Annotated in this window: 14 protein-coding genes and 1 pseudogene; 4 read left to right on the top strand and 11 right to left on the bottom strand. The window is 61.2% G+C overall.

Annotated elements, in window-relative coordinates; translation table 11 throughout:
• Window positions 1–2: 2 nt before the first annotated feature.
• Window positions 3–212 carry a hypothetical protein gene (locus tag NO878_RS05085; protein ID WP_256404874.1) on the top strand — a complete coding sequence of 70 codons (210 nt, stop codon included), beginning with the start codon at window positions 3–5 and terminating at the stop codon, window positions 210–212.
• A gap of 214 nt (window positions 213–426) precedes the next feature.
• Here NO878_RS05085 and NO878_RS05080 read toward each other — a convergent pair whose 3' ends face one another.
• The 11 genes from NO878_RS05080 to NO878_RS05030 all read right to left on the bottom strand — a co-directional run bounded on the left by NO878_RS05080 (window position 427) and on the right by NO878_RS05030 (window position 8,236).
• Window positions 427–1,665, bottom strand: a complete 1,239-nt coding sequence (locus NO878_RS05080; RefSeq protein ID WP_256404873.1) for a hypothetical protein — start codon at window positions 1,663–1,665, stop codon at window positions 427–429.
• Between the two features lie 3 nt (window positions 1,666–1,668).
• Complete coding sequence (locus NO878_RS05075; RefSeq protein ID WP_256404872.1) at window positions 1,669–2,445, bottom strand: hypothetical protein; 777 nt, start codon at window positions 2,443–2,445, stop codon at window positions 1,669–1,671.
• Window positions 2,432–4,123: a hypothetical protein gene (locus tag NO878_RS05070; protein WP_256404871.1), complete on the bottom strand. Its 1,692-nt coding sequence runs from the start codon at window positions 4,121–4,123 to the stop codon at window positions 2,432–2,434. The genes NO878_RS05075 and NO878_RS05070 overlap by 14 nt, the downstream gene beginning before the upstream one ends.
• A 2-nt stretch (window positions 4,124–4,125) precedes the next feature.
• Window positions 4,126–4,272 carry a hypothetical protein gene (locus NO878_RS05065; protein WP_256404870.1) on the bottom strand — a complete coding sequence of 49 codons (147 nt, stop codon included), beginning with the start codon at window positions 4,270–4,272 and terminating at the stop codon, window positions 4,126–4,128.
• Between the two features lie 32 nt (window positions 4,273–4,304).
• Window positions 4,305–4,631 carry a hypothetical protein gene (locus NO878_RS05060; protein WP_256404869.1) on the bottom strand — a complete coding sequence of 109 codons (327 nt, stop codon included), beginning with the start codon at window positions 4,629–4,631 and terminating at the stop codon, window positions 4,305–4,307.
• 1 nt (window position 4,632) lies between these two features.
• Complete coding sequence (locus NO878_RS05055; protein ID WP_256404868.1) at window positions 4,633–5,028, bottom strand: hypothetical protein; 396 nt, start codon at window positions 5,026–5,028, stop codon at window positions 4,633–4,635.
• A gap of 64 nt (window positions 5,029–5,092) precedes the next feature.
• Window positions 5,093–5,383: a hypothetical protein gene (locus NO878_RS05050; RefSeq protein ID WP_256404867.1), complete on the bottom strand. Its 291-nt coding sequence runs from the start codon at window positions 5,381–5,383 to the stop codon at window positions 5,093–5,095.
• A 7-nt stretch (window positions 5,384–5,390) separates the two neighbouring features.
• Window positions 5,391–5,867 (bottom strand): hypothetical protein, encoded by a 477-nt coding sequence (locus tag NO878_RS05045; RefSeq protein ID WP_256404866.1) that lies wholly within the window; start codon window positions 5,865–5,867, stop codon window positions 5,391–5,393.
• A complete protein-coding gene (locus NO878_RS05040) occupies window positions 5,867–6,274 on the bottom strand; it encodes a hypothetical protein (protein WP_256404865.1) in 408 nt (135 codons plus the stop codon). Before NO878_RS05040 ends, NO878_RS05045 begins: the two co-directional genes overlap by 1 nt.
• Window positions 6,275–6,315: 41 nt before the next feature.
• Window positions 6,316–6,729 (bottom strand): hypothetical protein, encoded by a 414-nt coding sequence (locus NO878_RS05035; protein ID WP_256404864.1) that lies wholly within the window; start codon window positions 6,727–6,729, stop codon window positions 6,316–6,318.
• Window position 6,730: 1 nt separating this feature from the next.
• The gene (locus NO878_RS05030) at window positions 6,731–8,236 is read right to left on the bottom strand and encodes a hypothetical protein (protein WP_256404863.1); all 1,506 of its coding nucleotides are present in this window, start codon (window positions 8,234–8,236) and stop codon (window positions 6,731–6,733) included.
• 542 nt (window positions 8,237–8,778) lie between these two features.
• Between NO878_RS05030 and NO878_RS05025 the strand changes: the two genes are divergently transcribed.
• The 3 genes and pseudogenes from NO878_RS05025 to NO878_RS05015 all read left to right on the top strand — a co-directional run bounded on the left by NO878_RS05025 (window position 8,779) and on the right by NO878_RS05015 (window position 11,719).
• Window positions 8,779–8,976 carry an AbrB/MazE/SpoVT family DNA-binding domain-containing protein gene (locus tag NO878_RS05025; protein ID WP_256404862.1) on the top strand — a complete coding sequence of 66 codons (198 nt, stop codon included), beginning with the start codon at window positions 8,779–8,781 and terminating at the stop codon, window positions 8,974–8,976.
• A gap of 390 nt (window positions 8,977–9,366) precedes the next feature.
• A pseudogene (locus NO878_RS05020) lies at window positions 9,367–9,578 on the top strand (IS6 family transposase); the annotation flags it as partial.
• Between the two features lie 74 nt (window positions 9,579–9,652).
• Window positions 9,653–11,719 carry a S8 family serine peptidase gene (locus tag NO878_RS05015; protein ID WP_256404861.1) on the top strand — a complete coding sequence of 689 codons (2,067 nt, stop codon included), beginning with the start codon at window positions 9,653–9,655 and terminating at the stop codon, window positions 11,717–11,719.
• Window positions 11,720–11,909 lie beyond the last annotated feature (190 nt).

Below are 11,909 nucleotides of genomic sequence, written 5' to 3'. Positions count from 1 at the left end.
TCGTGCGTGCCGTAGATCGCCTCGGGCGTGTACCCGAGTGCGTCTCGAAGCTTACCAGCGTCGAGCGCGACCCGACGACCACCAGAGTGCTCGTCGTCCCGCAGCACGACCGCCATGCCGTCACCGGAGACGGCCGCCGCGTCCGGGCCCATGATCTCCTCGGCGCGGTCAGCGGTCGTCAGCACGACCTCGAGCGAGTCGGCGTGCTTTGAGGACATCACACCGCCGCCGCGGAGTTCCGACGCCGAGAGCGCGATCGACTCGCCGCTCGGGACATCTTCGGAGATAGAGGCATCCGTGATCGTGGCCATGCCCGCGGGCGCGGCTGTGGCCGAGCCTGCGAACGCGACCGGAGCCACGCCCGACACCACGAGCGCGAGTACACACAGAACTGCGAGCACGCGCGCCGGGAGTGTTGCGCGGGGCTCAGTCATCGGACACCCCCCGCCCCGCCTTAGCAGTCTCTGTAACGCGCGCGCCCGTAGAGTGGGGAGCCAGCGAGATTTTCAGCCAGCGGTTCTCGTCGACGCTGTCGACCGGGATATCATCCCACATGAACCGAGAGAAGCTCGTTTCGGTCCACATTAGCCCGTGACCGACGTTTTTGTCCGACTGCATATCGTACTTCATCGGGATCTGTCGGAAGCCGACAGGAGCGTTGTCTCCGTTGCTCTGACAGGGATTTGCCGTTCCATCGGGCATCGAGAGCCGCCACTGAATCGTCCGGCGGATCTTCGCATGGACGTTCTGCTCGTGATGTGCGAAAAAGAACAGCGAGAAGTAGAACTTCCGGCTGTCGGCCATCACTCGACGGAGTGCTTGGACCTTCTCGTAGGTCTGAGCCTGATCAGCACGGGCGTCGTCAGGCGCGAGGTCGGCGGCCTCGTCGAAGATCAGCGAGGTCCAGTCGTAGGGGCCGTATTCGAGTTTCGCCACCATCCACGCGAACCACCAGTGAACGACCGGCGTCGCCTCCTCGTCGGCCTCAACGTCCGCCTGGGGAGTGAACTCGACAGGCTGGGGCGAAAAGTCGCTTTCGCGCATGATCCGCTCACAGCCCGTGAACGAGGGGTCCGGGTAGACGACATGGAACTTGCCGGGCTCGAGTCGGTCGTTAAGATCGACCGGGTCGTCGTAGTACTCGACCTCGCGGACGATCTCTGTGAGATCAGCCGCTTCCCCTGCGTTCTGCTCGCGAATGTCGCGAGGTTTCCATGCCGAATCTGCCTTTGCGTTCGCCGGGAGAAGCAACTTCGTCCAGTGTTTGAACGGGAGCCACTCCGAGCGGGAGCTGGAGCCGCGCCAGACGACCGCCTCGTTGTTCACCTCCATGAGACGGGCGGCCCAGTAAAGCCCGAGCGTAGACTTTCCTGATCCCTTCTCGCCGACGGCCAAGAAGTTCGTCCCGCCGACGTGGCCCCACTCCGCTTCGCCAGGCGGCGAATGGGTGAGGCAGTTAGGATACGGCTTTTCGTAGTCTTCCCAAGTGCTCGAGTCCCACGAGGCGATGCTGAACTTCATCCGTATCTCGCCTGCATCGGTACGGAGGTTGTTCCATCCAGGTGGCGGCGATTCAGGATCGGGATACTGTTCGTGAGCCTGTCGGCTCCCCGCACCCCACTCGTTTCCGGTTCGACTGCACGTATCGGTGTTTTCAGTACTCATGAGTTAGCCCTGTTTCCAGTGGGACTGCGTCTCTGTCTGCGTCGCTGCACCGCCCTGGAGGCTCTTCGCAGCCTCCGCAAAGGCAGGGAGTAACACGCCGATCGCCAGGCGTTCTCGATACTGTGCGGCTTCGCGGCTGTCTCCGTCGATAAGGTGAGTCCGGGCGGTTCGGTCGGCCATCAAGTTCCGGCCGATCTCTCGGTCGAGGGCGCCGTGAGTTGCCGGTACGAGGTCGTGGAGCCATGCCTCGGCGGCCATCCGGTCCTCAAAGCCGCCCCACAGCCGAGCGAGCGCCTCGTGTTGTCGGCGGTCCAGCACCGCGTGCGCCGGGCGCATGGCCGGATGCTCTTCCTTCTGCGGGTCGACATCACGATAGTCGAACCCGTCTGTCTCGTTCTCTCCAGGGAGGCGCTCGACAGCGGCCGCCTTCAGATGATTGAAGGCATCTTGGCACGCCGGGAGCACGATCGCGTCGAGGATCCGCTGGCGCTGCGTAGCCGCCGACTCAGAGTCTCCCGTCAGATGGTCTAAGAGCGCGCGGTCGCGGGAGAGGTCAGCGGCCTCCCACTGCTCGGCGATATGGCCGAACGTCCGCACAGCGGCGGCCTGCCACCATGTGACGACCTCGCGGCGCGTCTCGAAGCCGTCGACGAACGGTTCGATCGGCGGCGTGCGTCGGTGGTCTCCCTCGAAGAGTAGACGTTGCTGGTCAGCGTGGAGCACGTCCAGCGCCGGGCGCGGGGAGACCTCCCGCGTCTCGGACTCGTCAGTCGTCGCCACTGGCGACACCTCCGTTCACCGAGTCCGTCCGGTCTCGCTCACCGTCGTCAAATACATCGTCGAGGCCGAGGTCTCCGAGTTCTGTCGCGTTCAACTGACTCGTGACTGTTTGGTCGAACTGTTCCACGAGTTCCCGAGCCTCCAGCGGCGTTTTCATCCGCTCCTGCCAGGCGATATCTCGGAACTCCTCGAGGAGCTTCGCGTCGGCGTACTCGGCCGTCTCGTGGGCGAGCGACGCCTCGGCTTGTGTGAAGTGATACGGCGCGGGTTCGGCGTCTGCGCCGCCCTCTTCGACGTAGTGGATGAACGGGAGCGCGACGACGAAGCCCGTCGCCGCCCCGACGCCGGGGATCCCGAGGGTCGCGTCGGCCACGTAGTAGCCTGCGCCGACGCACAGCGCGATCGGGAGCACGACCGCCGGGTTCGGGATCTCGGTCGCACCCAGCAGCGGAACGTCCGCGCGCTTCATGAGCGACCGCCGAGCCACGCGCGGCGGATCGTGAACGAGCGCGTCATCCGGCTTCCAGTCCGGGTCGAGTTCGATCTCGAGCGCGTACGGCCCACGCCCTTCCTTGTGGGTCTCGACATCGGTGATATCGAGCACCGCGAGATTCCCGCGTAGACGGGCGATGTACGGCATGAGGCCCTTCTCGATCAACACGAGTTCACCCGCCGATTCCCGGCGAACGCCGTGTTTCACCGTGTGGGTCACGTAGCGCGAGTCGAACGCTTCGTCTCCCCGCGGGCTCTTCGCGTGTTCGAGGTCTTGGTGGCGGAAAAGGAACTGTTCGAGCTTGTCGTTCCCCGCCTCGAGAGTCAGCGCGTAGGTCAGCGGGCCGAACAGCAACCCAATCGCCGCCGGGGCGCGAACGGCGAGCACCGCGCCTTGGAACGCCCACACGCTCGCCAGCAGCGTGATCGGGACGGCGAAGGCGCCGATCCACTTCACCGCGCCCCACTGCGGGCCGACGATAGCCGTCTCGCGGTGCCGCTTGGCGAGTCCCCAGCCGACGACCATCGCCGGGAGAGCGAAGACACCGATACGCCAGAACAGCGCGTTCAGGAAGTCGCCCCAAGAGTTGATCGAGATCGGGCGCGTCGTCGCGACCGACCGATGCTCGAAGTGCCAGCGTGCGTCGGGGTACTCCTCGATCCACATCGTGATCTGCTGGCGCCCGCCGAAGTTTGCCGGCAGCGGGACGCTCGCGTTATCGTAGCCGCGTCCGAGCGAGACTTGGACCTCTCGCTCGGTCACGTTCGCCGCGACCGGCTCGGTGGTCGTCCCGTTCTCGGTCTGAACCGTCTTCGTCTCCCGATTCCACGCGACAACGTGGACAGTCAGATCCTCGGCAGGATCGCCTAACCGGATCGTTTTGAGCGTTACCTCGTTGCGTTTGACCAACGAGGCGCCGGAATCGACGTACTCCCAGTCTTCGGATCCGAGACCGACGGGTTCGTGCCGGAGTGTCGCACTTCCGTACGAACCCATGAAGCGCATGGACGGCGGCGCTCCCGCGTGTGTCGTCCCACCCTGCTGGAGATCCGACAGTGCATACTCACTCGACGTGGCGGTTGTGTTCGATGTGGCGTCCTGCGCCATCGCCGGCACCGCGCCGAGCGAGAGGATCGGCGCAACGACGAGCGAGAGCGCGATGACAGCGAGCAGTACCCGACGCATCACTACGGAAGCACCCCCTTGATGGCGTCCGAGACGTTCTCGACGACCTCTATCGACTGATCAGGAGCCACCAGGAAGGCGACGCCGATCAGGACGGCCGCGGCGATCACCGCCGCGGCACGGTCGTCGATCTGGATAAAGGTCGGCATCTACTCGCTCACCTCCGGGTTCACAGCGACCGTCATGTCTCGCGTTCCTCCTTTTCGACAAACCAGTGAACGAGCAGGAGCGCCCCCAGCGTCGCCAGGAGCAGCGTCGGGTCGGAAACGACCGGGCCACCCGCGACCGGGGCGAGCAACAGCGCCGCTGCCAGCCCCGAGACGAGCATCACCGCCTTCGCACCCGAGACGAGCATCGACGCGCTCCCCGTCGAGGACGACATCGACGACCGGATCACCGGGTCCCGGCCCTCGCCGGCCAGGCGCTCGTACGTCCAGTACAGGACGACGAGCAGCAGCAGCGTCGCGCCAATCGCGCGTAGATCCGCGACCGGGAGTTGATCGATCACGTTAGATCCCCCTCCCGCGGGTCAGCGAGGCCCGCCAGATCAGCGCGACCACCGTCACCACAACGAAGCCGATCACGAACTGCCGGGTCGTGATCGTCCCTTGGAGACCGAGCCAACCGAGGACGCCGCCGACGACGTGGCCGACCACGACCGGCGCGTCGATCATTCCAACGAGATCCGCGACCAACTGGATCAGCTGATCACCGATCGTCAGCAGGACCCCCGACCCGACGACGACCGCCGAGCCGGAGCGCTCGCCGACGCGCTCGACGACCTCCGTCGCGTTGTTCGCCTCGCGCCACTCGTCGAGGATCCAGTACAGGAGCGTCGCGACGCCGATCACTCCGACGACGACGCCGAGCCCCCACAGCGAGACCGCGCCGAGGACGTTTACCATCCCAGCACCTCCAGCAGTTGCCGCACGGTTCTACTCTCAGTCTCGATTCGCCAGGTCGTGTGTGTCATAGTCGATTTTCCATCTGGTCGTACACTCGATCAATCAGTTTCAGGACGTACGCGCCGCCAGCGACGAGTGCCGCGGCGGTGAGCGGTCCCTCCGGGAGCCACGCGACTCGCGGGGCCAGACTCCAGCCCGTGATCGACAGCGCCGTGAACAGCGTCGAGACGTTCGCCCACAGCACGGCCACGAACGCTTGGATCCAGGTTACCCCCAGCGCGTGACCGAGTGCCGCAGCGAGACTCACGGCGACTGTCAGCGGGTCCGTGAGAAACGATGAAATTGGTTCATCCATGCCTGTATCACCCGAATAGGAACGTTTCGACCCCGGAGAGAATCGGGATCGCGTCCATCACTCCACGACTGAGTCTGATGATGACGATAAACAGGACGTAGCTGATCACGATGCCAACCGAGACGAGGATAAACGGCTGGAATGGGCCGAGTCCCGATGTCCCCAGTCGGAGCGCCGAGATCACCTGCGTGATGACGCTGTCCACCGGGTCAGTCACCGAGACGATCACCCCCGCCAGTTGAAGCTCTAACAACTCCAGAACGCCCACGATAGACGCGAACGGTCTCGCAATCGCATCGGCGACGCTGAACATCACCGAGAACAGCCCGCCGAGAATCACCGGCAGGAGCCGCTTCCGCAGGAACAGATAGGGGTTCTCCGCAAAGTCTGCCAGAGTGTCGATATATGGCAGGATCGGCGCCAGCGTGCGCCGCAGGGCGAAGAGATTATTTTGGACTCTCAGGATTAAGTCGATCACTCCCATCAGAGAGTCCCCTCCACAGTCTTCACGATCAGATACGCGCCGATCGCGGTGATCGCCACCGAGCCGAGTAGCCCGAAGTTTTGAGCGAACTGCTGCGCGCCCTCGAAATTCAGGACTAACGCCCACGCGCCGGTGAACGACTCGACTAAGCGCGTGACTTGCTGTGCATACGTCCCGACCGGCGTGATGACGAACGTCTCGAAGACACCGCCGACGGTCTTTGCGATGCCGTCAAAGAACGCGGTGAAGACAGCGCCCAGACCGGCGAGAGCCGCTTGATCCCAGTCGACACTCCACGAGCCCGTATTCAGGAACGGAATCCGCTCCCAGGCGTATCTCCAGTAACTCTCTGCTGTCGCTCCTTCCGGGAGCCGATCACTGACTGGATCACCGCCAGGGAGTGCCATCTGTCACCTCCGTTCCGCGCGAGCAGTTACTCATGGATCACTCACTCATCGTTTGACTCCTCGACGCCGAGGAACGGGATGTCGGTGAACGTCAGCGGGATCAGGTCGCTCGTGTCCGGCTGACCGAGATACTGCGCGATCAGGAAGCCGCCGACGAACACGATCCCCAACCCGACCGGAAAGCCGAGGATCCCGAAGATGTTGAGATCGGCCGCCGTGGCGTCGGCGCCGATGTCGATGATCTGTGACGAGCCACCGAACAGCGACGTGACGATATCTCCCGCCCCCGATGCGAAGGCGGTCACGGGATCGATGATCACCCGCGAGATCGCCTCGACGGCGTTCGCCGCTTGGAGGAAAAACGCCGCAATCGGGGCGAACATCAACTTCGTCAGCGCTGAATCCAGATTCCCCACATCCGACAGGTCGTTCAGCCGCGCGATCCAGTCCGCCATCTTAGTTCGACCCCCGAGCGCGGGCGAGTAGCCCACCGAGTGCGGCCGCTATGGCCCCGAACGGCGAGAGGATCATGTCCCACAGACCGCCGTCGCCACCCGAGGCGAACTGTCCGGCGCCGCCGACGTTCTGGAGGGCGCTCTTCTCGTCAGCCGTCACCAAGACGACCTCGTGGATCGCGATCGACTGACCGGGTTGGATCGTGTCGTCGAGCGTCACGGTGTCGCCCTCGGCGTCGAACGAGCCAGCCGCGCCCGTCCACGAGTCGATATCATCGAAGTCGGTGTCCGAGACGCCTTCGCTGTACTCGACGGTCTCGTACCGGCTGCCCGGCACGCTCACGTCCTGTTTTAGCTCCGCGTTCGCGTAACTCAGATCGTACGCCGACGGGAGTTCGAGTCGGTAATTCGCGTCGAGCATCCACTCGAAGGACGGGTAACTCGACGCCTCGCCGAACGTGACGTTCACCATCGAGTCATCCTGCTCGAGGTCACTCGCGCGGAACTCCGCCGGGAAAGTCAAGCCGTGGATGACCGCCGAGTCGAAGGTCGTGCCCATCGTGCCGAGATCGTAGATCATCACGTCCCCCGGCGTCGAGACCTCGTGGATCGTCTCCGTCTCGAAGTCGTCTTCGTCGTCCGTGTCGACACGCTCATCGCCGAGCGAGTACATTCCCGTCTTCTCGGCGTTCAGACCGCTGAACCGAACGGTCGCGTCGCCGTCGACGACATGAACCTCGATGCTCTGGATCTCGCTGATCCTGCCATCGCCCGAGCCCATGACCGACATCGAGCCGATCTGGCGCTGGTAGACGTAGCCCTCGCCGGTGCCGCTGCCGATCACGTCCTCGTTCGACGGCGTCGCCGAGGAGTTGATCCGCGCCTCGACGTAGTCGCCATCGGAGTCGACCGCGCGTAGTTGCACCTCGGCGCCCGAGTCGAGCGTCGGCACGTCCGCGAACGCTTGGAGGTATCGCTTTTCAGCGTCGCTCGTTACCGAGAAGTTGTCGAACGTAGCAACTGCCGTGTCGCCGCTCGTTTGCGCGCTCGTCGACACTTCGACCGCCTCGACGTTGGGCGCGGTCTCGGCGTCCGAGACCGTCATCGAGCCCGCCGAGTCCGACACGTCCGTCGCCCACTCAGTTTCGTTGTCCACGGCCGACACGCCCTCCGTGTCGTGTGGGAACGCACCCGCGTCGGAGAACTCGATGTCCGTCGCTTTGAATTTGTAGATGTTGACGTGGCCCGTGCCGAGGTCGTCCACATCTTCCGATTGATTCATCGTCGCCGGGAGCGTCGAGATCCCTCCTGAATCGTTCTCGTACTGCCCCGGCTGCATTTCAGCCCGGTCGTAGCCTGAAACCGTTACGTCCGTCGCGATGTACGGGTTCTGGGCTGACGAGGCATTTTCGTTAAAATCGCTGGCGGCCAGCGCTGGCGCGACTGCCGACATGAGCACCAGCGACGCGACGAGCGCCGCCAGCACACCGCGAGAGAGCCGGCTCATTCGCCGTCTTCCTCCCGCAACTCCTGTTCAGTTCGCCATTCAACACTCGGTTCGACTTGTTCTGTGGACTCGGTCGACTCCTCTGCGGAGGGTCGAGCGAGCATCGGATGCTTCTCTTCGGAAGTACGCGAGTTCATACGTTCGTGGATCGGACACCCGGATGCGGGTCGGGTCGTCCCTGGTTGCGTCGCGATGCGACTTTGGGGAAGTGAGCGGTCTCTCGAAGTTGATCGAGATAGGCTACGAACGCCTCGGAGACGGCGATGCCTCGAGGTTCGTGCGTCATGATCGCGGGTCAATCACCTCCTCAGCTGTGGTGACTTTATCGAGTTTGGCGGTGCTTCGATCGACACCCCGAAGGTGGGGGTAGGTTTGTCCGATCATACGACCACGCCGAGGCCGAAGGCCTCGGATAGTCGCGGCGAGGGTCCGCCGGTTAATATCGAAAGCGCGGGTAACGACTTTTGTAATCGAACCTGTAGTTACTCGCGCCAATATTTATCTAATAACATGAGCGATAACAGGATGCAGTCCCACCTCCCATGCGTCGACGAATCCCAGACAGCCGGAAGTTGAATGGTTCGGGGAACAGCGTGACAGTCTCTCTGCCGAAGGAAACGCTCGAGACTTTCGGGATTATTGACGAGGAGGGCCTCGTGATCGACGAGGCGTCTCCCTACCTCGATACCGAGCGCGGAGTGGTCGGCGTCGAGGTGTCAATTCCCGACACCACCGAGTAGCACTCTCATCTTTTAGAATCGAGCCGTCTCGCTTATGATCTTCGAGGAGCAGTGACGAGTGCAGTTATCAAAACGGCCCCCGGAAAGTCCCACCTCCCTGGGGGCCGGCCCGGAGCCGTTCTCCGAGCGAGTCGATATCTCTGTCTCATGAGTTAACGGCTTTGGGTAAGTGGCCGGCTAAGAGAATGTAGCAAACTGGTTTACCGTGTAGTGGGTGTGTGCCGGCACCCTTCCTACGAGTGTATCACCGGCCTCACGTCCCGAGTCGGCCGGAGCGGAGCGGTCGGCGGTAGCGGCGCGCGTTCTGCGCGCCGCGTAATTGTTCTGCCTCCTTAGAGGCACTCTGTCTGTGAGTGGTGGCGAGTGACCCGGACGGACACAGCGGCGACCGACGCCGTGTTTCTCGTCGCTGGTGCGAAACCTTTGACCAACGCCTGCCGTCGCTACGGCCTTAATCTTAGATACGAACGCCACAGAAGTCGAAACAGCATCAAACGTGTCTTTCGTGGCGTAAAACGACGAACTGCCAGTTTCTCGAATTGTTTGGTAACGCCGAAACAGAAACTACAAACGGGTTGCTCAGACCGCTCGCCTCCGCATAGAATCAGCTAATCTGAACAGTACCACTAGGACATGCCCAAGATATTTGTGATAATGAATACGTGACTGAAAGGACATGAATAAGTTCATCACGGGGTTTGTGGTAGTGCTGATCGCTACCAGCGGCTTTCTGTACGCTGTCCCAAATGCGGGACAGTCACAAACTGTTGAAGACCCGGACACAGCGCAGGCTCCAGACCCAGCAAATAATTCGTCCTCTAATCCTGCCCCGAACAGTATCTCCCGAGACGTATACCGAGTTGCCGCAACCAACGAATCAGCTATCAATCGTTCGGCACTGCAAGAACACGGCGATGTTGGAACACAGGCAGGTTCCGCCATTGAATTGACAACGACTCGAACAGGTGCAGCTGCTGTCTCGGACTTCCCTTGGGTTGAAGATGTAAGACCGACTGCCGAGGCGGTTCCAGGGAACGGTGCGGGAGGAGGAACAGTCTCATCGCTTGGTGTGGAGTCGTTACACAAGAGGGGAATCACTGGAGAAGACGTTTCCGTCGGTGTGCTAGCGCTTGGTATCGACACCTCTGCCCCGAGTATCAGCGACAATGTGGTTTCGGTACGAAGATTCGATTCTGGATCTCACCGTTCACACGGCACCAGAGTTGCGAAAACGGTCCTCAAAACCGCTCCGGATGCACAATTACATATCGCGGTAGCCGGGACTGGTGTGGATGACGAAGCAGCCATCAGTCACTTTCAAGAAAAAGATGTGGACATTATTGTTCACTCAGCTGGAAACTTATACATAGATGATGATGGGGAGCACTATCTGACTGATGACATCCGGGCAGCGACTAATGATGGGATTCTGTTCGTAAACTCAGCAGGTAATTCTGCGCTATCACATTGGGAAGGTGACTTCACCGACGCCGATACCGACGGTTTCCACGAATTCGCCCCCCAAGATGAGCGAAATTGTATCACAAGCTGCTACAGCACGTATCAAGGACAGCTTTCTATCAGTTTACACTGGCCACAGGAAGGAGATGGCAGTGAGTATCGAGTACGCCTTTATAATTCGGAACGTGATGAATATGTAGCTTCATCACGGGACCGGTATCGTGGCGGAGAGAGGCTGTCGCGTAGTGGTGATACCCAACCGCTTGAGATCGTCATTGAGCACACGGCTGGTCCGGCCAATGATGAACTTGAGTTAACGATCAGTACATCCGGTTCACATGAACTTGAACGGTATGTTTCACGGTCTAGTATTAGTGCACCGGCTGATGTTCCCAGTGCTGTAGCCGTCGGTGCCTATCGCCGGTATAATGAACAGATTACGGATTACAGTAGCCGGGGACCAACCGATGATGGTCGACGAGGACTCACTGTGGCCGGATATACCCATATTGGGCTGAGCGGACCTCGGTATGGCGGATCATTCAGTGGAACGTCAGCAGCTGCACCGCATGTCGCGGGCGTTGGGGCGTTAGTTGAAGACGCGACGAGTGAGGACCTTACAGCCGAAGAATTACGTACTCGACTCACACGTCACGCTGATGATGTTGGGAGGCCCGGCCCCGATCTAGCAAGTGGTGCTGGTGTAGTCAACGCAACGGCAGCGGTCCCTGATCGCAGTCGATCTGGAGGGCAAGAGACGCAGGTAGACATTGTAGCTGATACATCAGATGTAGATGTAGCGCCTGGGGAAACAGTAACACTCTCGTACTCTCTTAGGAATTCAGCGGGTGGTTCGACCAGTATCCTCGTCGAATACCCCGGATTACCGGACAACATCTCGTTACGAGAGGTTGACGGTGATGTTGCACAGAATCTCTCAGGATCCACGCCGCCGGGCCTCATCACCACGGCTATTCCAGCTGAGAGCAACACAACTGTGACAGCACGGTTCGGGGTGAGTGAGGATGCAGCGACCGGGAGCTACCCGATTAATGCGAAGGCCACGATTGATACTCAGGACCGAACAACAAATGTGACGACGACAACAAATGTCAGTGTGACTGAACAGGACTCACTCGTGGCTCGATTCGGCGGTAGTGACGGTGAATTGGGGAATCTCGATGTGCTACGCGCGGTCAACGCAGCGAATAACGATCAGGAAATCGGAGGGCAACCAGTTACGAATCTGGATGTACTCCAGCTCGTGAATCGCGTGACTTGAACAGGCCAGCGACTATGACGGGATCACCGTCCTTTCTTGTGGATCAACTGGAGTCTGCGGTGCTGTAGGTAGTTTCGGAGTATTCTGTCCCTCTTAGGGACACTCCCTAAGGGGATATTCCCGTCCACCGGGAATACCCCGCACGGCTCAGCGGTGATTAACACTGAAAACGGGGTGAAGCGATGATCGG

It is taken from the genome of Haloplanus ruber (assembly GCF_024494725.1).
In the GTDB taxonomy this organism is placed as follows: domain Archaea; phylum Halobacteriota; class Halobacteria; order Halobacteriales; family Haloferacaceae; genus Haloplanus; species Haloplanus ruber.
The sequence above is the reverse complement of the archived record's forward strand: the minus strand, read 5'-3'. Positions and strand labels throughout refer to the sequence as shown.

What these genes read in the sequence shown, in the direction of transcription:
- NO878_RS05070 (WP_256404871.1), bottom strand. Translation starts at nt 4,123, where the DNA reads ATGCGTCGGGTACTGCTCGCTGTCATCGCGCTCTCGCTCGTCGTTGCG.
- NO878_RS05015 (WP_256404861.1), top strand. Translation starts at nt 9,653, where the DNA reads ATGAATAAGTTCATCACGGGGTTTGTGGTAGTGCTGATCGCTACCAGC.
- NO878_RS05035 (WP_256404864.1), bottom strand. Translation starts at nt 6,729, where the DNA reads ATGGCGGACTGGATCGCGCGGCTGAACGACCTGTCGGATGTGGGGAAT.
- NO878_RS05050 (WP_256404867.1), bottom strand. Translation starts at nt 5,383, where the DNA reads ATGGATGAACCAATTTCATCGTTTCTCACGGACCCGCTGACAGTCGCC.
- NO878_RS05055 (WP_256404868.1), bottom strand. Translation starts at nt 5,028, where the DNA reads ATGGTAAACGTCCTCGGCGCGGTCTCGCTGTGGGGGCTCGGCGTCGTC.
- NO878_RS05045 (WP_256404866.1), bottom strand. Translation starts at nt 5,867, where the DNA reads ATGGGAGTGATCGACTTAATCCTGAGAGTCCAAAATAATCTCTTCGCC.
- NO878_RS05040 (WP_256404865.1), bottom strand. Translation starts at nt 6,274, where the DNA reads ATGGCACTCCCTGGCGGTGATCCAGTCAGTGATCGGCTCCCGGAAGGA.
- NO878_RS05030 (WP_256404863.1), bottom strand. Translation starts at nt 8,236, where the DNA reads ATGAGCCGGCTCTCTCGCGGTGTGCTGGCGGCGCTCGTCGCGTCGCTG.
- NO878_RS05025 (WP_256404862.1), top strand. Translation starts at nt 8,779, where the DNA reads ATGCGTCGACGAATCCCAGACAGCCGGAAGTTGAATGGTTCGGGGAAC.
- NO878_RS05065 (WP_256404870.1), bottom strand. Translation starts at nt 4,272, where the DNA reads ATGCCGACCTTTATCCAGATCGACGACCGTGCCGCGGCGGTGATCGCC.
- NO878_RS05080 (WP_256404873.1), bottom strand. Translation starts at nt 1,665, where the DNA reads ATGAGTACTGAAAACACCGATACGTGCAGTCGAACCGGAAACGAGTGG.